This window comes from Mycolicibacterium komossense, from assembly GCF_025822605.1.
In the GTDB taxonomy this organism is placed as follows: domain Bacteria; phylum Actinomycetota; class Actinomycetes; order Mycobacteriales; family Mycobacteriaceae; genus Mycobacterium; species Mycobacterium komossense.
On the sequence record NZ_JACKTY010000024.1, the window covers coordinates 84922 to 106917 of the forward strand.

Sequence of the window (21996 nt, forward strand, 5' to 3'; positions counted from 1 at the left end):
AGTATCGACGCTGCCTAGCGCTCCGTTTCCCTTCTGCTGGTGAACAGTTCGACGAGCAGCTGAAGACGCTCCGAGGCGAAGTCCGGGCGTAGCCGGTCGGCACGGCTGAGGGTGACCAGTCCGTGCAGTGCGGCGAACAACACCTCGGTGAGCGTGTCCGCATGCTGTTCGTCGACGACGAGGCTGACCGCTTGGCGCAGCTCGCTGAAGGCCGCCGTCAGCTCAGGCGGTGTGTCCAGGGCTGCGAAGCGAAAGGACGTCGAGCGGGTGAACATCGCGTCGTACACCGCCGGGTTGTCACGGGCAAAGTCGAGATAGGCGTGGCCAATCCGGGTCAGGACGTCGCCGGCGGTGCCGGTGTCCGATCGGGCAGCCCGCGTCACCTCGCCGAGTTCCACAAATCCGTCGATGGCGACGGCATCAGCGATATGTTCCATGCCGGCGAAGTGCTTGTACAAGACAGGCTGGCTGTATTCGATCTCGGTGGACAGCCGCCGGGTGGTGACGGCATCCCAGCCTTCTGCCTCAGCCAGCCTGCGGGCCGTCTCGATGATCAGCCGCCGGCGGGCGGCCTTCTCACGCTCACGTCGATCCTCGATGGCCATTCGCGAAGAGTATCACTGCTAGATGCGTTAGCGCCGCTATTGACATCTAGCAAGTCTAGAGTTAGCGTTGCTAGCAGTTGTCCACGACCGGACTCACTCCGCCGTTATCGGCGAAAGGCAGCGCAGCATTCGATGTTTCAGCTCAGGATCTACACACTTCGATCACCGGACGCTCTGCAGCGGTACGCAACCGTGCACTGGGCCCGGCACCTCGCTACCTTCACCGCGTTCGGGGTCACCACCCAGGGTGTGTGGACCGAACAGGGTGAAGGCGCGAATCGACTCGTCGCACTCGTCCACTATCCACCTGGCGCCGACCCCGAAAAGATCACCCGAGACGTCATGGCCAGCCCGGAATTCGCCGCCGATATGGCCGGTTTCGATGTCGACGAGATCGTCGACGTTGCGTCCGTCCTACTAGAACCGACGTCCTTCTCCCCTACTCACTAAGAAAGCTGGAGTACTCGATATGACCACCACCATCGGATACGTGCTCGCTGGACTCATCGCCGCGGCCATCATCTTCATCGGCGCACGATTCATCATCGCGCCGCGCGTCGGCGCCGGCGGCTACGGCGTGGTGCCAGATGTCAGTCAGCCCTCAGTCGCCGCCTACCTCCGCGTCAAAGGCGTCCGCGATATCGCATCGGGTCTGTTCGTCATCATTCTCTTGGTCGCAGGGGCGACCCACCTACTTGGCTGGGTGATATTGGCCGCCACCATAATTCCGCTGGCCGACGCGGCCATCGTGCTCAACAGCGGGGGCCCCAAGTCCATCGCCTGGGGAGTCCACGGCGCCACCGCCACCGTCATGCTCATCACGGCTGCACTCCTGCTCATCTCTTAGCAAGATGACGGTGGCTCTAGCGACCGAGTTCGCGTCCGACGATCGATACGAACGATACACAGCCGCCAGGGCGGCCGCCAAGATTGTGTGTAAGTGCCGTGTGAGGATCGGACAGCTGACGGTCCCCTGCGGTGCCGCGGAACTGTAGCCACGCTTCATAGAGCATGCGTAGACCGCTGGCACCGACCGGGTGGCCGAATGACTTCAATCCCCCATCGGGATTGATCGGCAGGCGTCCGTCCGCATCGAAGTCGCCTCCGAGCACGTCCTTCCACCCCAGCCCGCTATCCGAAAAACCGAGATCCTCCATCAGGACGATCTCGGTGGGAGTGAAGCAGTCATGAACTTCGGCCATCGAGAGTTCAGAGCGGGGATCGCCGATTCCAGCTTGGGCGTAGGCATCTCGCGCCGAACGCACGACCTCGGGAAAAGTGGTGTAATCGAAACCGGAATCCATCGAACCCCGCGTCGAGCCCGCCACCAGCGACAAGCCCTTGACGTACATGGGCGTATCGGTGTACTCCAACGCTCGCTCTGCGGGAACGATGAGCGCGCATGCCGCACCGTCGGAGACACCCGAACAATCGAAGACGCCAAGACGACCCGCAACCTTGACGGCCTTCTCGATCGTCCCCGGAGCGACCGGTGAACGGAACTGCGCCTTGGGGTTTCGCGATCCGTTGTCGTGATTCTTCCAGGCAACATGCGTCATCGCCGCCCGCATCTCGTCAGGATGCACACCGTGCTTGGCGCAGTAGGCGGGATCCAACAGCGAGAACGCTGCGGGCGCCGTCATCGACAACTCCGGTGAGGTGCCATCACTGGGCGGATCGCTGCGCATCAGACCCGAGAAACCCGAGTCCTTGAGCTTCTCCACGCCGACCGCCATCACCACGTCATAGGCGCCGGACGCCACCCCATAGCAGGCATTGCGGAAGGCCTCGGAACCGGTGGCACAGTAGTTTTCGACCCGAGTCACGGGCTTGTCGTCGGTCGAGAGCGCGCGGCTCAACGTCAAGCCCGACTGCCCCGACCCCAAGGTTCCGAGCCAGTAGGCGTCGATATCGCTCTTGCTGATATTCGGCGTCGACTCGATGCACTCACCAAACGCCTCGAGGATCAGGTCCTCGGTCGAACTGTCCCAGCGCTCGCCGAAGCGGGTGCAACCCATGCCGACGACGGCGACCTTGTCGGTGATCCCGCGGCTAGCCATCGTTCCCCGATTCTTCGTCTTCCTGGTCCGACAGATACGACTTCCAGAAGTAGTCGTGCACACCACCGGCGGTGAACAGGCGCCGGAACGTGAAGGCCACCCTGGCACCCACCCGCAGTTCCGCCGGCTCGGCGTCGGTGACCTCGATGGTGCAGCGCCCACCGCCGTCGACGTCGACGACGGCCTGGATCATCGGTGGCGACGGCGAATACGCCAGGTGGTCGACCGTGTGGGTGACGATGCTGCCCTGCAGATTCGATACCGGAGCGGGGTCCATCTCGTCGAGGGCGCCGCAGCTGCGGCACACCCGAAGTGGCGGCAGGTGTATGAATCTACAATTGCGGCAACGTGTTCCCGCAAAGCCGAACTTCCACCCTTCGGCGCGGGCCGCGGGAGGTGCAGCGGGCCGGTCGGGCTCGGGACGCCGGGGCAGTTCGAGTTTGACCAGACCGTGCCAGGACAGATAGGTCAAATGCGGTACCGTGATGCCGCCGGTGCGCTGCGCACTGACCAGCGTCGCCTGGCGAGTCGATACCAATTGGTCGGTGGCACACAGGAGTAGGGCATCACAGCCGTCGTATGCCGACAGCACCAGGATCGTCTCGCCCGGTGCGGCGACGTCGAGCGCGGAGCAGAGCGCAATCGCGGCATCGGCCGCGCCCGAGAACCCGACGGGCGAGATATGGGTGGCCTTCACCGCCTTGACCAGAGTCGGAATTCGCTTGGTGATAGCACTGTTGGGGCAGGCCATCACCACGTGATCGACCTCGGCGAGGCCGGCATCGTCGAGAATCTTCTCGACCGCCGCACGTATCAGCCCCGCGTAGCGCTCCGCGCCGAAGCGTTCCTCCCACTGTTCGCCGGTGACCGATTGCGGGGATCGCCACCGATCGAGGAACTCAGCCGTCTGCGACGTGCTGGCCACGATCTCGGCGATTGCAGGGCCGTCACCGAACAGCAGGGCCGCGGCGCCGTCACCGCCGAGGCGTTCATCGGCAGAGCCGGGCCGACCCACTCGGATGTCGGCGCTGACCGCGAGACCTCCGGTGGCAGCGGCGGATCGCCATGCCGCAATGGTGCTGCGGCCAGTCCCGCACAGGTCAGTGACGAAAGCGTCTTCGGGCAGCCCAAGGGCGGAGTGAATGGCCACGGCGTTGGTTTTATCGGCGTAAGCCGGGCTACTGGTGGCGAAGTATAGGTTGGTCGGCAAGGCCTGCCCGTGCAGCGCGCGAGCGGCCGCCGCGACCGCCATGGTGGTGCTGTCCTCGTCATAAGACGCGACGACCCGGTCCCCCCGGCGCAGGCCGATATCACCTCCGGCCAACCGACGCCGCGGGAGGTAGGAGGCGTAGGCCAGCATTCCCGTCGTCACCCTCAGACTCCCCGGAAGACTGCGGCGATACCCTGGCCGCCGCCGATACACATGGTCTCCAATGCCAATCCCCCACCACGGGTGTGTAATTCATGCAGCATGGTGGTCAGGATTCGGACACCGGTGGCCCCGATGGGGTGGCCAAGCGAGATTCCCGAGCCGTTGACGTTGAGCTGGTCGTCAACATCAGCGAGCTTGAGTCCCCAACCGGACAGCACCGCGAGCACCTGCACCGCGAAAGCCTCGTTTATCTCGATCAGGGATAGGTCGTCGAAGCCGAATCCGGTTTTACTGAATAGCTTTTCCACCGCGCCGACCGGACCAGTACCCATCCGGGACGGCTCGCAGCCCATTGCAGCCCAGCCTTCGAGATACCCGATGGGCTCGAGGCCAAGTTCTTCGAGCTTGTCCTCGGCCACCACCAGACACGCTGCGGCGGCGTCGTTCTGCTGACTGGAGTTGCCTGCGGTGACCGTGCCACCCGCGGTGATCGTGCGCAACTTCGCCAACGACACCGCCGTGGTGTCGGGGCGGATGCCCTCGTCACGGTCGAACACGACTGGCTCGCCCCGGCGCTGGGGAACCTCGACGGCAACGAGTTCCGCATCGAAGGCACCCGAGGCCACGGCAGCGGCGGCCCGGTGATGGCTGCGCGCGGCGAAGGCGTCGGCTGCCTCACGGTCGATACCGTAGTCACCTGCCAGGTTCTCCGCCGTCTCGATCATTCCACTGATCTCACCGAAACGCCAAGTGGGTTGCGATCTTTCGCGGCCCCGGTCGAGACGGTCATACAGCATCTGATTCCCCGACCGGGCACCCCATCGGGCGGTGGTCGTGTAATGCTCGATATTGCTCATCGACTCGACACCGCCGGCGATCACGACATCGGCAGCTCCGGTCTGAACGGACATCGCCGCGGTGATGACGGCTTGCAGGCCCCCGCCGCAGCGTCGGTCGATCTGTAGACCCGGCACCGTGATCGGCAGGTTCGCATGCAGCGCCACCCACCGCCCGATGCACGGCGCTTCGGAATTGGCGTAGGACTGCGCGAAGACCACGTCCTCGATGCGCTCTGGGTCGACGCCGCTGCGCTGCACGGTCGCCTCGACCACCTTGGCGGCGAGGTCTTCGGCGCGCATGGGCCGCAGACTGCCGCCGAAGGCGCCGACGGCGGTGCGTACCGGGGCGACGATCGCTGCACGCCTCATGCGCCGCTCCACCGATCGGCGGAAGGATCGAGCAGTTGGGCCATCTTGCCTTCGGGCAGCCAGACGATGGTCTCCAGTTCCAGAGCGTCGAGATAGCGCACCCGCCCGGTCCGGAGGTCTTCCAGACGAAGCCGCGGTGAGTTCCCCGCATTGTCGATATTGACTGATACCTGGGCGAATTCGCTTTCCACCAACGGGCCGATACCCGGCACGTTGAGGGGCGCGTCACCGCTGAATTCGATGGACATCAGATCAGGAAACCCAGGGTTGGCAGCGGCTTGTCCTTGTCCACCAGAACCACCTTTTTGTAGGACATCCGCAGCGTTCCGTCATCCACCCGCCGTAACCGGAAGGTCACCCGTCCGCCCCACAGGCGAGTGTCGCGCGCACGGGACTCGACGACCAGAAAGTTGGCCCCCACCTCCAGATCGGTTCCACCGCTTGCGCTAGGCCGGCCGCCGAGAAGCTCGACATTGGAGATGAGGCGGCGCAGATTCGACGGTGGTGCCTGGGCGTAGCGCCGACCCGTCCGCAACTGCTTGAGCCGGGTGGAGATGCGGTTGCGGTTGTCGTAGACCACCGACATCGTCTGCAGCGGGTCGGGCCCGTCGTTACCGGCGGGAACCCAGTACAGCGCGTCGTCGGTCCACAACGCCTCCCACGAGTCGTAGTCACTCTCGTCGGCGAAACGCGCTTCCTGAAAGAGGAATTGCTCGACCTCGCGGACGTCGAAACCGATTGGTACCGCTGTCAGCTCGCCACTCGAATCGGAGGTCGCGTTGATCGTGCTGGTCATTCTGCCTCCATCAACGATGCGTAGTGCGACCAAAAGCCCCGCATGCCGGTCTCGTCAGTGGCACCACCGACGGTGAAGCCGTTGTCGTCGGTGCGCTCGCGCTGTAAACCCCTGCGAATCTGCAGCCATTCCGGCTGGCGGGCTTCGAGACCCAGCTGATTACGTTCGTACATCTCGGTGTCATCGGCCAGGAGCATGCCTGCCGGACCCACTGACCCGACGCACTGGGACACCATCCGCTTGTTCAGTTCGGGTGCGCCCACCAGCTGGACCGCGGTGGAGTACTGAGTGCACTGGTTGGACGCCACCGGTTGAATATTGAACACCTGGATCTCGGCGATGAACAGGTTCGGGAAGATCATCACGTGTGGTGCGCCCTCGATGAGGATCTGCTCGGCCGCCTCCCCGTGCAGCGTCCGCATCGCCGCGACGTAGTCCGGCACCCTCTGCTCGGTGGTGCCGAACCACCTCATCGGCTCGGCGAACTTCCGAAATTCCGGGCGCAGGTCATTTTCGCTGTGACCGTTGCCGAGGTCGCGGGTGACGGCAGTCGAGGCTTCGCTGTACAGCGGTGCAATGGTGCTGCCGGTGACCCCGAAGATCGATCCGTGCACGAACTGCGGGTGATAGCCGTCGGTCTCGTTCTCCGCCAGCAGCTTCCAGTTCGAATGGGTCTCGTGCCCGAGCCAACCCGCGGTCAGCTCGACGCGGTTCTCCGGCGACAGCCGGACCAACCGGTCGATCTCACCGGCCGCGGCGCCGAGATGCTCCAGCAGTGAGGGCCCGTCTTCGGCGAAACTGCCGAACACGAAACCATGGTAGGAGTCGACGCGCGCAACGCGTCCCATCGCGAGGTCGAGCTTGCGGGTGCCGTACCCCTTATGGAACGGGAAACCAATGAGCTCGCCGGTATTTCGGAACGTCCAACCGTGCAGCGGGCAACGGAAAGTTGCGGAGTTCCCCTTGGCGTCGTCGCACACCTGATTGCCTCGGTGCGCACACCTGTTCAGCAGAAGGTGAATCTCGCCGTCGCGATCGCGCGTCATGATGACGTCCTGCAGACCGAGCCGCTTGCGGACGTAGTCGCCCGGCTGGCTGACTTCGCTTTCGTGACCGACGAAGACCCAGGTGCGATACCAGATCTTGGTCAGTTCCTCGGCGAAGATAGCCGGGTCGGTGTAGAGCGAAGCGTGCACTTTATCGCGCTGGATCAGCGGCGCGACGCGGCTGATCCCCGTCAGTCCTGAAGTCATTCCCCAACTCCTTCTTTGGTGCCGAAGACGGCGGGACGCCGTTCCCGGAACGCGGTGATGCCCTCGACGAAGTCGTCACTGCCGAAGAGCACGGCCTGCTCGGCGGCCTCCCGATCGAGCATGATGAACGGTGACGAACCCGACGCCTCGGCGAGCAGCAACTTGATGACGGCGAGCGCATCCGCCGGACCGGCGGCCAATTGCGTCGCATCATCCAGCGCGGCGGCGCGTGCCGTTCCGGTCTCCACGACCGCATCGACGAGACCAATTTCCAAAGCCTCCTGCGCTCCAACGGTTTTGGGCAGCATCAGCATCTGCCGAGCTCGCGCCACCCCGACCCGGGTCGGCAACGAAACGTAGGCGCCCATATCGCCGGCCAGTCCGACCTTGGTGAAAGTTGTCGCGAACTTGGCGTCATGTGCTGCCACCACGCGATCGCACGCCGCAGCCAGCGCGGTCCCGGCGCCGAACGCCGCTCCCTCCACCGCAGCGACGACGGGCTTGCCGGTACTCCAGATGGCTCGGATGACGCGCTGCGCCAGTTGCGCTCGCTCCAGGGCGTCCTGGGGCGTCATCCGGTCCATGGAGGCGATGTCACCGCCCGAGCAGAACGCCCTTCCGGCACCGGTGAGCACGATGGCCCGCACGCTCGCGTCGCCGTCGGCGGCCTCGATCGCATCGGCGAGGGCCAACCGCAGCGGGATGTCGATCGCGTTCAGCTTGTCGGGGCGATTCATCGTTACCACCGCTACAGCGCCGATCTGCTCGGTCAGCACAGCAGCGGCAGTCACTTCTGAAACCTGGGCGGTCGTCGTTCGATGACGGCCCGCAGACCCTCCAGTGCGTCGGCGGTACCGGAAAGCTCAGAGACCGTGCGGGCCTCTTCGGCCAGCCGCTGTTCGACGGACGCACCGACACCGTTCCAGACCAGCCGCTTGCTTGCCGAGAGCGCCTGGGTGGGCAGTTCGACCAGCTGGGCGGCGACCTCTTCGGCGCGGGCCAGTAACGCTTCGTCGGCGGCGACCTCGGTGACAAGCCCGATCTGCAGGGCCTCGGCGGCGGTCAAGGTCGGGTTGGTCAGGACGATCCGCAGCGCCTGCCGCAAGCCGACCAGCTGGGTGAGCGTCACCGACACCCCGCCGTCAGGCGCCATTCCCACGCGCACGGCGCCGGAGAAGAATTTCGCCGACTCGGCGGCAATGACGATGTCAGATGCGCAGACCAGCCCCAACCCGCCACCGCCCGCGGCGAAGCCTTGCACCGCGGTTACCACCGGCACCCGCAGCTGGATCAGTGCGGCGGAAGCCAGCTGCAACCACGCCGTTGCTTCACGTAGATAGTCGGGCAGAGCGGCGCCCTTGGACTCGAAGGTGTGAATATCGCCGCCGGCACAGAAGTTTCGGCCTTCACCGGTTAGCAGCACGACCCGGACTCCCGGATCGGCGTGACAGGTCAGGATCGCCTCGTGGAGAGACTTGAGAAGCTCGACATTCAACCCGTTGGAGACCTCGGGTCGGTTCAGTCGTAGACGGGCGATGCCGCCGTCCACGTCGAGCGCGATAGGTGTGGTGGCATTGACAGTCGTCACTGAGCTGCTCCTCGTTGGCTGAACGCCGACGCGCCGTTGCGCCCGGCGCCTTGGCTGATGTGGTTCACGACCGCGACAAGTTCGTCGTCCAGCCCTTCGGGCAGCGGTTTGCACGAGCCCGAGACAACCAAGTGTTTGATGGTCGTCAGGGCGCTGCGCTGACGACCGGCCATGGTTGCCACGAATTCCTCTGTGGCGTACTCGAATTCGGACTGCGGGAAACTGCGGTAAGCCAGACCCAGCCGGACGGCATCGGTGCCCGAGATTCGTTCGCCACTGAGTAGCAATCCCATGGCCTGCTGATGGCCGACTAGCCGCTGCAACCGCTGGGTGCTGCCCCCACCGGGAATCATGCCGAACCTGATGTGGTTGTCGGCGATTCGCGCATCATCGCTGACGAGCACGATGTCGGCAGCCTGCAGGAGTTCGAATCCACCAGCGGCCGCGACGCCCTCAACAGCTGCCACGACGGGAACATCGACGGCGGCGATGACATCGCAGGCCGCGCGGAAGGCAACGAACAACGACCGTAACGCATCCGGCCCCTGTTCACGGAGTCGCTCTACCTCAGCGAAATCTCCTCCGGCACAGAAGTTTCCGCCCGCACCGCGAACGAGGATGACACTGACGTCCTGATCCGAACCCAGCTGCTGAATCGCCTGCTCCAGTTGCACGCCCAACTCGACGTTGATGGCGTTGAGTTGCTTCGGTCGGTCGAGAATGATTCGGCCGATACCCGCTTCTTTGGCGACCGACACCGCTGTCATATGTACCGACCTCCGCCGACCTCGATGACCGTGCCGGTGATGTAACTCGAAAGATCCGAAGCCAGGAAGACCACCGCACCGGCGACCTCGACCGGTTCGCCCGCCCGCTTCATCGGAACGTCAGCCTCGCGCGCGGCGAAAATCTCCGGTGGCATGGCTTCGGTCATCGGGGTGCGAATCAGCCCGGGTTGCACGGCGTTGACCCGAACGTTGTGGTGCGCCAATTCCTTAGCCGCAGATTTGGTCAACCCGACGATGCCGGCCTTCGCGGCGCTGTAGTTGGTCTGGCCGGGGTTGCCGGACTTTCCGGACAGCGACGAGATGTTGATGATGCTGCCCGTCTTCGCCTCACGCATCACCGCCGACGCCTCACGGACTCCCAGCCACGTCCCGCGCAGGTGCACGGTGATGACGGCATCGAACTGGTCGACGGTCATCTTCTTCAGGGAAGCGTCCCTGGTGATGCCAGCGTTGTTGACGAAGACGTCGAGACGGCCGAACTCGCCCACTGTGTCGCGGACGACCGCCTTGACCTGCTCTTCAGAGGTGACGTCGCAGGCCAATCCCACACCGTCGAGCTCCGCGGCGGCGGCCTTGGCGGCGTCACCGTCGAGGTCAACCAGCACCACATGTGCACCGTGGGCATGCAGGGTCCGGGCAATCTCTCGTCCGATGCCCTGGCCAGCACCTGTGACGATGGCGACGCGCTCGGCAAGCAAGGAATCGACCATGGGCTATGCGGCTCCAACCGGCAAGAGGGATTAATTTCTAATCAATATTAAACTACTCGGAGGATTGATTCAACCGCCTCAGCACCGACGCTGAGTCGTGGATGGCCGCCAGAATGCCGGGTCGTCACATATACCGCCGCATGCCGGCTGACACTTTTTACAGCATGTTAAATGAGATGTTGCCGTCGGAAGATAAGGATTCTCCGGAGTTCGCCGGGGTGACTGGCCGCGCTAGAGGGTTGACGGCCTGATCACCACAACGGATTTCGTCCGAGACTTCCCGTCCTCCAACAGCGCCGTCACCCGACCATCCGGGTCGACTGCCGCGTAGATCCCGTCGATACCGGCGGGCGTCAACGCTCTCCCATTGCTGGCGGACAACGCCTCGTCGGCGCTGATGTCGCGGCGAGGAAAGGCCAGCAGGCACGCATCGTCCAGGCTGTAGCTCAGCCTGGGCCCCTCGGCGAGAATGTCTAGCGTGCGGGCCTGATCGAGGCCGAAATGGCCGACCCGGGTGCGCCGCAACGCCGTCAGATGCCCGCCCACGGCCAATGTGACACCGATATCGCGGGCCAGCGCGCGAATGTAGGTACCCGACGAGCAGTCGACCTCGACATCCACGTCCACCAGACCTGCGTCGCGACGAATCGCAATGACATCGAACCGGTCGATGCGCACCGCACGCGCCTTCAGTTCAACGGTCTCCCCCTCGCGAGCCAGCTGGTAGGCACGTTTTCCACCGACCTTGATGGCGCTGACCGTCGACGGAACCTGCTCGATACCGCCGCGCAGGGCCGCGACCGCTGACTCGATGGCCTCGTCGGTGACGTGATCGGCTGAAACCTGTTGGAGCAGTTCTCCCTCGGCATCATCGGTGGACGTGGCCTGACCCAGCCGGATGGTGGCCGAATATGTTTTGGACGTGCCAGAGATCAGTCCGAGAATCTTGGTCGCCCGCTCGATACCGATCACCAGCACCCCGGTCGCCATCGGATCGAGCGTGCCGGCATGGCCGACTTTGCGGGTTCCGAATATGCGTCTGCAGCGGCCGACGACGTCGTGACTGGTCATGCCGCCCGGTTTGTCGACGATCACCAGGCCGGGAGGAACTTCTGTCACAGCACGATCGCCGTGAGCACCAGGCCGTCGGCCACCGACCACCGACCGGCCAGAGTGGACAGCGGGGCGCCGTGTTCGGCGGCCGGATCGATCAGGATCTGCGACTCGAAGCTGCCTTTCGCACCGGTCTCAGCGCCGGTTCCATCAATCGTGAACGTGATGTGCGCATCCTCGAAGCCTAACCATCGGTGAGTCAGTGGGAACCATGCCTTGTAGGTTGCCTCCTTGGCGCAGAACAGGATTCGATCCCAATGCAAGCCGCCTGGCAGCACACTGAGCTCACCGCGCTCGACGGGCAGGCTGATCGCGTCGAGCACACCCTTGGGCAAGACCCCGTGGGGTTCGGCGTCGATTCCCACCGACCGAACCTGCTCACGCCGGCCGACGACGGCGCCGCGGTAGCCCTCGCAATGGGTGAGGCTGCCGACCACACCGTCGGGCCAGCACGGTTCACCCTTGTCGCCCTTGAGGATCGGCACGGGCGGCACACCGATATCGGCCAGGGCCAGGCGCGCGCAATACCGCACTGTAATGAACTCGTTGCGCCGCTTGGCAACTGACTTCGCGATGAGCGATTCTTCCTCTGGCAGCGGTGCGACATCGGGCGGATCGCTGTACAGCTCCGCCGAGGCGACCGTGTCGGGCAGCACCGCCCCGATCAGACTGTTCATGACCGCCTGCTGCGGAGCCGTTCGCGGAACTTCTCGGACTCTGCGCGCATCTCCGGACTGACGGAGAAGTGACCGCCGAAATCGTTGAGGTACCCCGGTGCATACTGCGGATCGGGCAGCACCTGGCGAAGCCAACGATATGGCTTGCGGCGCTTCCATTCCCGTGGATAGCCGACCGACACCTCTTCGAAACGGACCCCGTCGTACCAGGTGGTGCGCGGGATGTGCAGATGCCCGTACACCGAGCACACCGCGTTGTAGCGGGTGTGCCAGTCGGCGGTCTCCACCGTCCCACACCACAGTGCGAACTCCGGGTAGAAGAGCACATCGCAGGGGTCGCGTACCAGCGGGAAGTGATTCACCAATACCGTCGGCGTCATCCAGTCCAGCTCGTCGAGCCGCTTGCGGGTGTAGGCCAGGCGGTCGCGGCACCACGCCTCTTTGGTGGCGTACGGCTCACTGGAAAGCAGGAATTCATCGGTCGCCACGACATTGCGCTCCCTGGCGACGGCCAGGCCCTCGCTCTTGGTTGCCGTGCCCTCGGGCAGGAATGTGTAGTCGTAGAGCAGGAACAGCGGCGCGATGGTCGCGGGCCCACCCTCGTCGGTCCACACCGGGAAGGGGTGCTCGGGGGTGACGATCCCCATCTCGTCGCACATGTTGACCAGATAGTCGTAGCGGGATCGGCCGAATACCTGGGCCGGGTCCTTGGCGGTGGTCCACAGCTCGTGGTTGCCCGGCACCCAGATCACCTTCGCAAAGCGTTTACGCAGCAGGTCCAGGGACCACCGGATGTCATCGGTGCGCTCTGCGACGTCTCCGGCGACGATCAGCCAATCGTCGGGCGACGACGGATAGAGCGACTCAGTCACCGGTTTGTTGCCGGTGTGTCCGGTGTGCAGATCGCTGATCGCCCACAGGGTGGGCCGCGAGCCACGCTGAGATTCTTGGGTCGCCACGAGGTTCAAGCCTACTGAAGTAACAATCGGCCGCTTCCAGGAGAAACTAGAACAGGTTCTGATTTCTTCGATGAAGGGCTTCTGCTGACTTGTACACTCCCCGCATGATGGTCACCAGGATGCGGCTTGTCGCGGCAACGGTGGCGTTACTCACCGCGGTCGTCGTCGTTGCACAGGGCGAGGGTGCGCAGCGACCGCAGGCGGTCCGAGTCCCCGATCTGCAGCTACGTTCCACGGGCGTGCCGCTGATCGATGCCCCACCGCCCAGTCTGGTCATCCCCACCACCGACCCGTCCCCGTTCGACGCCTGCCGCGATATCCCGATCGATGTCACCGACGGGCTCGGACTCGGGTTCACCCCACCCGAGCCCGAGGACAGTGGCCGCTGCCACTACGACGCCGGTAACTACCAGCTCGCCGTCGAGCCGATCATCTGGCGCACCTACGAGCAGAGTCTCCCGGCCGACGCCGTCGAACTGACTATCAACGGGCATCGCGCCGCCCAGTTCTGGGTGATGAAGCCGACCGACTGGAACGACCGCTGGTGGGTTTCCTGCATGATCGCGTACAAGACCAGCTGGGGATTGATCCAGCAGTCGTTGTTCTATTCGCCGAAGTACTCCAACCCCGCCCCGGACTGTCTGCAGGAGAATGTGGCGCGGGGCCAACAGCTTTCGCCGTTCTACAAATTCTGAGCAGGTTTTCCGGCGCCGGTAGCCTGTCCGGGTGACCCTCGGAACTGTCCTGCGCACAAGCACCCGCCGAGCGATCAGCCGGGCCATGCGGATGCCGGCGCCGACGACGGAGTTCTGCGTGCATCGTGACGTGCGGGTGCCCATGCGCGACGGTGTCGAACTGCTCGCCGATCATTACGCGCCACGCACGTCGAGCCCGGCGGGCACCTTGCTGGTCCGCACGCCGTATCCCCGCAAATGGCCATTTACGTCGCTGTACGGGGCCATCTACGCCGCCCGCGGATACCACGTGATCCAGCAGAGTGTCCGTGGAACCCAGGGCTCCGGCGGCGAGTTCGAGCCGATCGTCAACGAGGCCGCCGACGGGCACGACACCGCTGCGTGGCTGCGAGATCAGCCGTGGTTCACCGGCTCGTTCGCGACCATCGGCCTGTCGTATCTGGGATACACCCAGTGGGCAATGTTGTCGGATCCGCCGCCCGAGTTGGCCGCCGCCGTCATCACCGTCGGGCCGCACGACTTCCACGAGGTCTCCTGGGGACGCGGTGCGTTCGCGGTCAGCGACTTCCTCGGCTGGAGCGATGCGATGGCGCATCAGGACGATCCGGCCCGACTACGCAAGATCGTGCGAGGTCTGCAGGCCGGCAGAATCGTCGAAGAGGTGGCCGGCCGAGCCCCGATGGGCGCGGCGGCACGCGAACTGCTCGGCACGAAGGCCAGGTGGTACGAGTCCTGGCTGGCAAAACCGGACGCCGGCGACCCGTACTGGGTGCCGCGGCAGATGTCGGCGGCGCTGGAACAGGTCGACGTCCCGATCCTGCTGCTCACCGGCTGGCAGGACACGTTTCTACACCAGACGCTGCTGCAGTACCGGCAGCTGCGCGATCGGGGGGCGACCGTTGCCCTGACCGTCGGCCCCTGGACCCACGGTCAGATGACGACACGAGCGGCGGCCCTGGTCGGCAGGGAGTCGTTGGCGTGGCTGGGCACGCACCTGGCCCACCAGCCGGAGCCGGACCGTAGCCCGGTGGAGGTGGAGATTGTCCACGGCGGCTGGGTCGACCTACCCGACTGGCCACCGGCTACGACGTGCGAGCAGGTGATGTATCTGGGGGCGGCGGGCGGCTTGGTCGACACCCTCCCGGCGGCGTCCCCCACACCCGCCAGTTTCACCTTCGATCCGGCCGATCCCACCCCGACGATCGGCGGCCGACTGCTCTCGCCGAGCAGCGGCTACCGCGATGACAGCGCACTGGCCGAGCGCACCGACGTCATCAGCTTCACCGGGGCGGCGTTGGCCTCCGATCTGACGGTGCTGGGAACACCGGTGGTCGAGTTGGCACATACCTGCGACAACCCCAACCACGATGTGTTCGTCCGACTCAGCGAGGTTGACCCGAAGGGCCGTTCACGCAATGTCAGCGACGGCTTCCAGCGGTACACCGGCGACGGCGACCGCGCCGGCCTGCGGCTCGAGCTAGACGACATCGCCTACCGGTTCCGGGCCGGTCACCGGATCCGGGTGATCATCGCGGGCGGTTCGCACCCGCGCTACGCCCGAAACCTGGGCACCGACGAACCCGCGCTGACGGGCCGGGCGATGGCGCCCGCCACGCACAGCGTGGCCCTCGGGGCGGGCCCGATGCCGTCACGGCTGATCCTGCCCGTCGACCGTCAGCCGACGTGCTGACCGACCCGCTCGGCAATCTCGTGCAATACGGCGTCGTCGTGCACGGGCGACCCGACTTGGGTAGCGCCCGGTAGCGAAACCCAGCTTGTGCAGCCCCCGAATTCGGGAGTGCGGGCCAAGGTGACCGCCCGCACGAGCGGGCTGGCCTGCACGACGAGCACCGTCAACAGATGCTTGGGCCGGAAGTCGAGCCGGTCGGCGCGCACCGAGTCTGCGGTCCAGATATGTAGATCGGCGATCTCGTCGAGCTGATCGGGTCGTCGAACCTCAATTGCGGCAATGACTTTCGCTGCGGCGCGGATGACGATATGGGTCTCGGTACTGTCGGCGGCGGCAGGACCGAGTAAATCCTGGTACTCGGGGCGGACCCGTTCGGCGTGGCTGTGCGCGACCGTCGGGAACAGCAGGAAATCGGTGGCCGAGACGTCGAAGCGTTTCTCATGGATTCCGCCCTTGCGCAGCAGCACGGTCTGGCTGCCTGCCAACAGAGCCTGTACCGCCGCACTCCACTCTTTGAGGGCGGCGGTCACTTCGCGGCTGCGGCGATGCGCGCACGTACCTCGGGCCGGCGCAGCGGCGGAACGGTTGTGGGCGGCTGCCGGCGCTGCGGAAGCTGGTCGAGCAGCCGGGTGGTGGTGGCCGTGACCTCCGCGACCGCCTTCTCCAAGGGTCCGACATTGGCCCCGGAGGGGCGGGTGATCCCGCTGACTTTGCGGACGTACTGCCTGGCGGCGGCCTCGATCTCCTCGTCGGTGGCAGCGGGCTCAAGCCCGCGCAGCTCGGTGATGTTTCGGCACATGCCACCACGATAGGTTGGCTCCATGACGAACGACATCCTCCTCATCGAGACCGAAGAGCGAATCCAGACCCTGACGCTGAACCGGCCACAGTCGCGCAACGCCTTGTCGTCGGCGCTGCGGGACCGGTTCTTCGCCGCGCTGGCCGACGCCGAGGCCGAGCCGGGCGTCGACGTCGTCATACTCACCGGCGCCGACCCAGTGTTCTGCGCCGGCCTCGACCTCAAGGAGCTCGGCGATTCGACAGCGCTGCCCGACATCTCGCCGCGCTGGCCCGCGATGACCAAACCCGTGATCGGCGCGATCAACGGCGCCGCGGTCACCGGCGGCCTCGAGTTGGCCCTGTACTGCGATGTGCTGATCGCGTCGGACCGGGCCAGGTTCGCCGACACGCACGCCCGGGTGGGGCTGCTTCCGACGTGGGGCCTTTCGGTGCGACTTCCGCAGAAGGTGGGCGTCGGAATGGCCAGGCGCATGAGCCTGACCGGCGACTACCTGTCGGCCGACGACGCACTGCGGGCCGGTCTGGTCACCGAGGTGGTACCGCACGACCAGCTGTTGACGGCCGCGCGGGCAGTTGCCACGTCAATCGTCGGTAACAACCAGCACGCGGTCCATGCACTGCTGGATTCCTATCACCGCATCGATGCCGCGCAGACCGATGCGTCGTTGTGGATCGAAGCCGAGTCGGCGCGCAAGTGGATGCGCAGCACCAGCGGCGACGATATCGCCGCCAACCGCGACGCCGTGCTGGACCGCGGTCGGGCCCAGGTGCGGTAACGCCGGCCCGTTCCACCCTTTGCGGGTCCGACTCAGGCCGGGCTGGTCCCCGCCACCAGCCAGCGTCCCGATAACGCCCGCCAGCCGACGAAGACCAACCGCAGCACCATGAAGGTGGTCAGGCCCGACCAGATGCCGAACAGTCCCCACCCGAACGCCAGTGACAGCCAGATCAACGGGAGGAACCCGAGTAGCGCACTGGCCAGGGTGGCGTTGCGCATGAAACGCGCATCTCCCGCGCCGAGCAGCACCCCGTCAAGCGCGAAGACGATCCCGGCGATCGGCAGCTGGGCCACCAGGAACCACCACGGCACCCCGATCTCGTCGAGCACCGACCGATCGTCGGTGAACAGCGCCGGGATCACCGATCCGCCGATCGCGATCACCGATGCGAGCAGCGCCGCCGCCACTGCCGAGAAAATCGTCACCCGCCAGGCCACCGACCTCGCATGCGCGGTGTGACCACCGCCCAGGGCGGCCCCGACGAGAGATTGCGCCGCGATCGCCAACGAATCCAGCACCAGCGCAAGGAAACTCCATAGCTGCAGCACCACCTGATGCGCGGCCACCGCAGCCGCCCCGAAGCGGGCGGCCACCGCAGCCGCCGACACGAAACACGCTTGGAAGGCCAGGGTGCGCACCAGCAGATCGCGCCCCATCACCACCTGGGCCCGTAGCACCACGGGTAGTGGGCGCAGTGGCACCCGCTCGGCGAGCAGCGCCGACAGGAACAGCAGTCCGGCCAGCGACTGCCCCGCCAGGTTGGCCACCGCCGAACCCGTCAGCCCGAGCCGAGGCAGACCCAGCCAGCCGTACACCAGCACCGGACACAACACCGCCGACAACGCGAACCCGGCGATCACGAACCGCAACGGACGTGCAGTGTCCTGCACACCCCGCATCCAGCCGTTCCCTGCCAACGAAATCAGGATCGCCGGGGCGCCGAGGACTGCGATCCGCAGCCACGGCAAGGCTTGCGCCGCGATCTCGCCGCCATCAGCTATAGCCCAAACCAGTGGAGCCCCAACGACTTCGACGACCAGAGCAATCACGGTGCCCAGCCCGATCGCCAGCCAGGTGGCCTGCACACCCTCACCGACCGCGGACGGGCGGTCGCCGGCTCCGAAATACCGGGCCGACCGGGCGGTCGTCCCGTAGGACAGGAAGGTCAGTTGCGAGGCCACCAGGCCGAGTACCAGGCCGCCGATCGCCAAGCCGGCCAACGGCAGCGCGCCCAGGCGTCCGACGACCGCGAGGTCGAACAGGAGATAGAGCGGTTCGGCAGCCAGCACGCCAAGCGCCGGCAGCGCCAGTCCGGCTATCCGCCTCCCCGACGGGACAGCGGTTGCCTCAGCCAAGGGCTGAACTCAGCGCCTGGACCACCTCGTCGGCCGATCCCGTCGCCGAATAACCCGCGGCGAGCCGGTGCCCGCCGCCGCCGAACGTCATGGCCACCGCCGCCAGGTCAAATGTCTTGGCGCGCATGGATACCGACCAGTGCTGTGGCTCGATCTCCTTGAACACCGCAGCGACCTCGGCCTGCTGGGTGGTGCGAACGATGTCGACGATGCTCTCGACCTCTTCCGGCCTGGCATCGGCCCACTCCCGGTAGCCGACGACGGCGTACACCAGTCCGCGGCCGCCGGCCGCGTCGGGCTTCAGCCGCGCAGAGGACAGCACCCGCGACAGCATCGGCAGCCACGCGAACGGGTGGGTGTCCAGCAGGGTGCGGCTGATCGTCGCGTTGTCCACCCCCAGTTCGACCAGGCGCGCGGCGAGCCGGTGGGCACGGGCGCTGGCCCAGCGAAACGATCCGGTGTCGGTGGTCAGCCCGGCGTACAGGCAGTGTCCGATGGCTGGGTCGATCGCCTCGCCCCAGGCGTCGAGCAGCTCGGCGATCAGCAAAGTGGTCGAATCCGCGGACGGGTCGACGTAGTTGGCGGTCCCGAACAGCTGATTGGAAGCGTGATGGTCGATGACCAACACCTCCACGTCGCGGTGTTGGGGCTCGACCAGCTCGCGCAGCGCGCCGAGCCGGTTGATGCTCGGAATGTCGACCGTGACCACCAGATCGGCATCGGTGCTGACCTCGTCGGGAGAGACCAGCAAATGACCGCCCGGCAGGCTGCACAGCGACTCCGGCAACGTGGCGGGGGCGGCGAAACTGACCTCGACGGCCCTGCCTGAGCGCTCCAGCACCTGAGCCAGCGCGAGGCCGGCTCCGATGGTGTCCGCGTCGGGGAAAACATGGCAGATCACTACGACACTCTGTGCAGCAACCAGCACTTCGACTGCTTCATCGGCGCCTACCCGGCGTCCAGCTACGACAGTGTCAGTCTTCGGGTCGATCGCGGTCAACGGATTCCTCAGCGTCCCACTCGTCAGTGTCGTCGTCAGCTCCCCCGGTAGCCTCTTCCACCCCACTCACACGGTACGGGTCCGCTTCACCGGCCGGCTTGGCGCCCTCCCGAACCCTGGCGAGTTCGGCGTCGGCCGCGCGCGCACGGGCCAGCAGCTCCTCCATTTTCTGGGACGTCTCAGGAACCTTGTCCAGCGCGAACGTCAGCGTCGGGGTGAACCGCACGCCGGTGCCGGCCCCGACCCGGGTCCGCAGGGTGCCTTTGGCCCGTTCCAGGGCTGCGGCCGCACCTGCGTAGTCCGGATCGTCGTCGAGAGTCACGCCACGCACCGTGTAGTAGACGGTGGCGTCGTGCAGATCACCCGTCACCTTCGTGTCCGTGATGGTCACGAAGGCCAACGGGGGATCTTTGATCTCGAACTCGATCGCTGAGGCGACTATGGTGCCGATGCGCTTGGAGAGCCGACGGGCCCGTCCTACATCAACCATTACGACGCTCCACCTAGACCCGTGCCTTCATTGTCTTGTTCGCTTCGCTCATCTAGACGCGCGCCTTTTCGACCAGTTCGTACGTCTCGATGACATCGCCTTCTTTGATGTCGCCGTACGTCAGCGTCAGACCGCACTCATAACCCTCGCGCACCTCGGTGGCGTCGTCCTTCTCCCGCTTGAGCGAGGACACGGTCAGGTTCTCGGCGACCACGACGTTGTCGCGGAGCAGACGGGCCTTGGCGTTACGCCGCATGATGCCCGACTGGACCAGGCAGCCTGCGATGTTGCCGACCTTGGACGATCGGAAGATCGCCCGGATCTCGGCGCGGCCGAGCTCCTTCTCCTCGTAGACCGGCTTGAGCATGCCCCTGAGCGCGGCCTGGATCTCATCGATGGCCTGGTAGATCACCGAGTAGTACCGGATGTCGACACCTTCGCGGTTCGCCAGCTCGGTGGCCTTGCCCTCGGCGCGGACGTTGAACCCGATGATGATCGCGTCCGACGCCGACGCCAGGTTGACGTTGGTCTCGGTGACACCACCGACGCCGCGGTCGATGACGCGCAGTTCCACCTCATCGTCGATCTCGATGCCGAGCAGCGCCTCTTCCAGCGCCTCGACGGTGCCAGAGTTGTCGCCCTTGAGGATCAAGTTCAGCTGCGAAGTCTCCTTCAACGCTGCATCGAGATCATCCAGGCTGATGCGCTTGCGGGTCCGTGCCGCCAGCGCGTTGCGCTTACGGGCACTGCGACGATCGGCGATCTGACGGGCAATGCGGTCTTCGTCGACCACCAGCAGGTTGTCACCGGCGCCCGGCACCGACGTGAAGCCGATGACCTGGACCGGCCGCGACGGCAGCGCCTCGTGGACGTCTTCGCCGTGCTCGTCGACCATGCGACGGACCCGCCCGTAGGCATCGCCTGCCACGATCGAGTCGCCGACCCGCAGCGTGCCGCGCGCAATGAGCACGGTGGCCACCGGACCGCGACCGCGGTCCAGGTGCGCCTCGATCGCCACACCCTGGGCTTCCATGTCGGGGTTCGCCCGCAGATCCAGGGAGGCGTCGGCGGTCAGCAGGACGGCTTCGAGCAGCGCGTCGATATTCGTGCCGTTCTTGGCGGAAATGTCGACGAACATGGTGTCGCCACCGAACTCCTCGGCCACCAGGCCGTATTCGGTGAGCTGCGACCGGATCCGCTGGGGATCCGCGCCTTCCTTGTCGATCTTGTTGACCGCCACCACGATCGGCACGTCGGCTGCCTGCGCGTGGTTGATGGCCTCCACCGTCTGCGGCATGACGCCGTCGTCGGCCGCGACCACCAACACCGCGATGTCGGTGGCCTTGGCACCACGGGCACGCATGGCGGTGAACGCCTCGTGACCGGGGGTGTCGATGAAGGTAACCAGTCGCTCGTTGCCCTCCAGCTCGGTCAGCACCTGGTAAGCACCGATGTGCTGGGTGATGCCGCCGGCCTCGCCCTCGCGGACCGTGGCGTTGCGGATCGTGTCCAGCAGGCGCGTCTTGCCGTGGTCGACGTGACCCATGACGGTGACGACCGGCGGACGGAACTCCAGGTCGTCCTCGCCACCCTCGTCCTCGCCGTAGGTGAGGTCGAAGGAGGACAGCAGCTCGCGGTCCTCGTCTTCCGGGGACACGACCTGAACGATGTAGTTCATCTCGCTGCCGAGCAGTTCGAGGGTCTCATCACCCACGGACTGGGTGGCGGTCACCATCTCGCCGAGGTTGAACAGCGCCTGTACCAGCGATGCCGGGTTGGCATCGATCTTGTCGGCGAAGTCCACCAGGGATGCGCCACGGGCCAACCGGATGGTCTCGCCGTTGCCCTGCGGCAACCGCACGCCACCAACGACCGGTGCCTGCATGCTTTCGTACTCGGCGCGTTTCGCCCGCTTCGACTTGCGGCCACGACGGACTGCGCCACCGGGACGACCGAACGCACCTGCCGCGCCACCGCGCTGGCCGGGACGACCGCCGCCACCGCCGCCGCCGGGGCGACCACGGAAACCACCGGCTGCCGCGCCGCCTGGGGCGCCG

Annotated in this window: 25 protein-coding genes; 5 read left to right on the forward strand and 20 right to left on the reverse strand. The window is 65.8% G+C overall.

The window, feature by feature from the left end; genetic code table 11:
- Positions 1–14: 14 nt before the first annotated feature.
- A complete protein-coding gene (locus H7J73_RS10820; RefSeq protein ID WP_264067350.1) occupies positions 15–605 on the reverse strand; it encodes a TetR/AcrR family transcriptional regulator in 591 nt (196 codons plus the stop codon).
- Positions 606–737: 132 nt separating this feature from the next.
- Here H7J73_RS10820 and H7J73_RS10825 point away from each other — a divergent pair, with 132 nt between their 5' ends.
- Together H7J73_RS10825 and H7J73_RS10830 are read left to right on the forward strand one after the other, a co-directional pair.
- On the forward strand, positions 738–1055 hold the full coding sequence (locus H7J73_RS10825) for an NIPSNAP family protein (RefSeq protein WP_264067351.1): 318 nt from the start codon (positions 738–740) through the stop codon (positions 1053–1055).
- A gap of 19 nt (positions 1056–1074) precedes the next feature.
- Positions 1075–1452 (forward strand): DUF4267 domain-containing protein, encoded by a 378-nt coding sequence (locus H7J73_RS10830; protein WP_264067352.1) that lies wholly within the window; start codon positions 1075–1077, stop codon positions 1450–1452.
- Positions 1453–1468: 16 nt separating this feature from the next.
- Here the strand turns inward: H7J73_RS10830 and H7J73_RS10835 are convergent, their stop codons facing one another.
- The 13 genes from H7J73_RS10835 to pptH form a co-directional block, all read right to left on the reverse strand.
- Entirely contained in the window at positions 1469–2665 is a 1197-nt protein-coding gene (locus H7J73_RS10835; protein WP_264067353.1) for an acetyl-CoA acetyltransferase, read from the reverse strand.
- Positions 2658–4037 carry an OB-fold domain-containing protein gene (locus H7J73_RS10840; protein ID WP_264067354.1) on the reverse strand — a complete coding sequence of 460 codons (1380 nt, stop codon included), beginning with the start codon at positions 4035–4037 and terminating at the stop codon, positions 2658–2660. The genes H7J73_RS10835 and H7J73_RS10840 overlap by 8 nt, the downstream gene beginning before the upstream one ends.
- 2 nt (positions 4038–4039) lie before the next feature.
- The gene (locus H7J73_RS10845; protein ID WP_264067355.1) at positions 4040–5245 is read right to left on the reverse strand and encodes an acetyl-CoA C-acetyltransferase; all 1206 of its coding nucleotides are present in this window, start codon (positions 5243–5245) and stop codon (positions 4040–4042) included.
- Positions 5242–5493 (reverse strand): hypothetical protein, encoded by a 252-nt coding sequence (locus H7J73_RS10850; protein WP_264067356.1) that lies wholly within the window; start codon positions 5491–5493, stop codon positions 5242–5244. Before H7J73_RS10850 ends, H7J73_RS10845 begins: the two co-directional genes overlap by 4 nt.
- Positions 5493–6041 carry an aromatic-ring-hydroxylating dioxygenase subunit beta gene (locus H7J73_RS10855; RefSeq protein ID WP_264067358.1) on the reverse strand — a complete coding sequence of 183 codons (549 nt, stop codon included), beginning with the start codon at positions 6039–6041 and terminating at the stop codon, positions 5493–5495. The genes H7J73_RS10850 and H7J73_RS10855 overlap by 1 nt, the downstream gene beginning before the upstream one ends.
- A complete protein-coding gene (locus tag H7J73_RS10860; RefSeq protein WP_264067359.1) occupies positions 6038–7294 on the reverse strand; it encodes an aromatic ring-hydroxylating oxygenase subunit alpha in 1257 nt (418 codons plus the stop codon). Before H7J73_RS10860 ends, H7J73_RS10855 begins: the two co-directional genes overlap by 4 nt.
- Positions 7291–8085: an enoyl-CoA hydratase/isomerase family protein gene (locus H7J73_RS10865; RefSeq protein WP_264067360.1), complete on the reverse strand. Its 795-nt coding sequence runs from the start codon at positions 8083–8085 to the stop codon at positions 7291–7293. The genes H7J73_RS10860 and H7J73_RS10865 overlap by 4 nt, the downstream gene beginning before the upstream one ends.
- Positions 8082–8882 carry an enoyl-CoA hydratase/isomerase family protein gene (locus H7J73_RS10870; protein ID WP_264067361.1) on the reverse strand — a complete coding sequence of 267 codons (801 nt, stop codon included), beginning with the start codon at positions 8880–8882 and terminating at the stop codon, positions 8082–8084. The genes H7J73_RS10865 and H7J73_RS10870 overlap by 4 nt, the downstream gene beginning before the upstream one ends.
- The gene (locus tag H7J73_RS10875) at positions 8879–9649 is read right to left on the reverse strand and encodes an enoyl-CoA hydratase/isomerase family protein (RefSeq protein WP_264067362.1); all 771 of its coding nucleotides are present in this window, start codon (positions 9647–9649) and stop codon (positions 8879–8881) included. Before H7J73_RS10875 ends, H7J73_RS10870 begins: the two co-directional genes overlap by 4 nt.
- Entirely contained in the window at positions 9646–10380 is a 735-nt protein-coding gene (gene fabG / locus H7J73_RS10880; RefSeq protein ID WP_264067363.1) for a 3-oxoacyl-ACP reductase FabG, read from the reverse strand. Before fabG ends, H7J73_RS10875 begins: the two co-directional genes overlap by 4 nt.
- 231 nt (positions 10381–10611) lie before the next feature.
- Positions 10612–11499 (reverse strand): tRNA pseudouridine(55) synthase TruB, encoded by an 888-nt coding sequence (gene truB, locus H7J73_RS10885; protein ID WP_264067364.1) that lies wholly within the window; start codon positions 11497–11499, stop codon positions 10612–10614.
- Entirely contained in the window at positions 11496–12170 is a 675-nt protein-coding gene (gene pptT / locus H7J73_RS10890) for a 4'-phosphopantetheinyl transferase PptT (protein WP_264067366.1), read from the reverse strand. The genes truB and pptT overlap by 4 nt, the downstream gene beginning before the upstream one ends.
- Positions 12167–13129 carry an ACP phosphodiesterase PptH gene (gene pptH / locus H7J73_RS10895; RefSeq protein WP_264067367.1) on the reverse strand — a complete coding sequence of 321 codons (963 nt, stop codon included), beginning with the start codon at positions 13127–13129 and terminating at the stop codon, positions 12167–12169. Before pptH ends, pptT begins: the two co-directional genes overlap by 4 nt.
- Before the next feature lie 107 nt (positions 13130–13236).
- On the opposite strand from pptH, the gene H7J73_RS10900 reads away from it, so the two are divergent.
- Positions 13237–13824, forward strand: a complete 588-nt coding sequence (locus tag H7J73_RS10900; RefSeq protein WP_264067380.1) for a DUF3558 domain-containing protein — start codon at positions 13237–13239, stop codon at positions 13822–13824.
- A gap of 85 nt (positions 13825–13909) precedes the next feature.
- Positions 13910–15514, forward strand: a complete 1605-nt coding sequence (locus H7J73_RS10905) for a CocE/NonD family hydrolase (RefSeq protein WP_264067381.1) — start codon at positions 13910–13912, stop codon at positions 15512–15514.
- On the opposite strand, the gene H7J73_RS10910 is transcribed toward H7J73_RS10905, so the two are convergent.
- Positions 15499–16044, reverse strand: a complete 546-nt coding sequence (locus tag H7J73_RS10910; RefSeq protein WP_264067368.1) for a DUF1802 family protein — start codon at positions 16042–16044, stop codon at positions 15499–15501. The genes H7J73_RS10905 and H7J73_RS10910 overlap by 16 nt on opposite strands.
- Positions 16041–16313: a DUF2277 domain-containing protein gene (locus tag H7J73_RS10915; protein ID WP_264067382.1), complete on the reverse strand. Its 273-nt coding sequence runs from the start codon at positions 16311–16313 to the stop codon at positions 16041–16043. Before H7J73_RS10915 ends, H7J73_RS10910 begins: the two co-directional genes overlap by 4 nt.
- 22 nt (positions 16314–16335) lie before the next feature.
- Between H7J73_RS10915 and H7J73_RS10920 the strand changes: the two genes are divergently transcribed.
- The gene (locus H7J73_RS10920; protein WP_264067369.1) at positions 16336–17091 is read left to right on the forward strand and encodes an enoyl-CoA hydratase; all 756 of its coding nucleotides are present in this window, start codon (positions 16336–16338) and stop codon (positions 17089–17091) included.
- Positions 17092–17123: 32 nt separating this feature from the next.
- Here the strand turns inward: H7J73_RS10920 and H7J73_RS10925 are convergent, their stop codons facing one another.
- From H7J73_RS10925 to infB, 4 genes are all read right to left on the reverse strand, one after another.
- Entirely contained in the window at positions 17124–18449 is a 1326-nt protein-coding gene (locus H7J73_RS10925) for an MATE family efflux transporter (RefSeq protein WP_264067370.1), read from the reverse strand.
- Positions 18442–19449, reverse strand: a complete 1008-nt coding sequence (locus tag H7J73_RS10930) for a DHH family phosphoesterase (RefSeq protein WP_264067371.1) — start codon at positions 19447–19449, stop codon at positions 18442–18444. The genes H7J73_RS10925 and H7J73_RS10930 overlap by 8 nt, the downstream gene beginning before the upstream one ends.
- Positions 19424–19939, reverse strand: coding sequence for a 30S ribosome-binding factor RbfA (gene rbfA, locus H7J73_RS10935; protein ID WP_264067372.1), 516 nt, complete (start codon positions 19937–19939; stop codon positions 19424–19426). The genes H7J73_RS10930 and rbfA overlap by 26 nt, the downstream gene beginning before the upstream one ends.
- A gap of 52 nt (positions 19940–19991) precedes the next feature.
- On the reverse strand, positions 19992–21996 hold a 2005-nt coding region (infB, locus tag H7J73_RS10940; RefSeq protein WP_264067373.1), incomplete at its 5' end, for a translation initiation factor IF-2.

What these genes read in the sequence shown, in the direction of transcription:
- H7J73_RS10820 (WP_264067350.1), bottom strand. Translation starts at nt 605, where the DNA reads ATGGCCATCGAGGATCGACGTGAGCGTGAGAAGGCCGCCCGCCGGCGG.
- H7J73_RS10825 (WP_264067351.1), top strand. Translation starts at nt 738, where the DNA reads ATGTTTCAGCTCAGGATCTACACACTTCGATCACCGGACGCTCTGCAG.
- H7J73_RS10830 (WP_264067352.1), top strand. Translation starts at nt 1,075, where the DNA reads ATGACCACCACCATCGGATACGTGCTCGCTGGACTCATCGCCGCGGCC.
- H7J73_RS10835 (WP_264067353.1), bottom strand. Translation starts at nt 2,665, where the DNA reads ATGGCTAGCCGCGGGATCACCGACAAGGTCGCCGTCGTCGGCATGGGT.
- H7J73_RS10845 (WP_264067355.1), bottom strand. Translation starts at nt 5,245, where the DNA reads ATGAGGCGTGCAGCGATCGTCGCCCCGGTACGCACCGCCGTCGGCGCC.
- H7J73_RS10850 (WP_264067356.1), bottom strand. Translation starts at nt 5,493, where the DNA reads ATGTCCATCGAATTCAGCGGTGACGCGCCCCTCAACGTGCCGGGTATC.
- H7J73_RS10855 (WP_264067358.1), bottom strand. Translation starts at nt 6,041, where the DNA reads ATGACCAGCACGATCAACGCGACCTCCGATTCGAGTGGCGAGCTGACA.
- H7J73_RS10860 (WP_264067359.1), bottom strand. Translation starts at nt 7,294, where the DNA reads ATGACTTCAGGACTGACGGGGATCAGCCGCGTCGCGCCGCTGATCCAG.
- H7J73_RS10875 (WP_264067362.1), bottom strand. Translation starts at nt 9,649, where the DNA reads ATGACAGCGGTGTCGGTCGCCAAAGAAGCGGGTATCGGCCGAATCATT.
- fabG (WP_264067363.1), bottom strand. Translation starts at nt 10,380, where the DNA reads ATGGTCGATTCCTTGCTTGCCGAGCGCGTCGCCATCGTCACAGGTGCT.
- pptT (WP_264067366.1), bottom strand. Translation starts at nt 12,170, where the DNA reads ATGAACAGTCTGATCGGGGCGGTGCTGCCCGACACGGTCGCCTCGGCG.
- H7J73_RS10900 (WP_264067380.1), top strand. Translation starts at nt 13,237, where the DNA reads ATGGTCACCAGGATGCGGCTTGTCGCGGCAACGGTGGCGTTACTCACC.
- H7J73_RS10905 (WP_264067381.1), top strand. Translation starts at nt 13,910, where the DNA reads ATGCGGATGCCGGCGCCGACGACGGAGTTCTGCGTGCATCGTGACGTG.
- H7J73_RS10915 (WP_264067382.1), bottom strand. Translation starts at nt 16,313, where the DNA reads ATGTGCCGAAACATCACCGAGCTGCGCGGGCTTGAGCCCGCTGCCACC.
- H7J73_RS10920 (WP_264067369.1), top strand. Translation starts at nt 16,336, where the DNA reads ATGACGAACGACATCCTCCTCATCGAGACCGAAGAGCGAATCCAGACC.
- rbfA (WP_264067372.1), bottom strand. Translation starts at nt 19,939, where the DNA reads ATGGTTGATGTAGGACGGGCCCGTCGGCTCTCCAAGCGCATCGGCACC.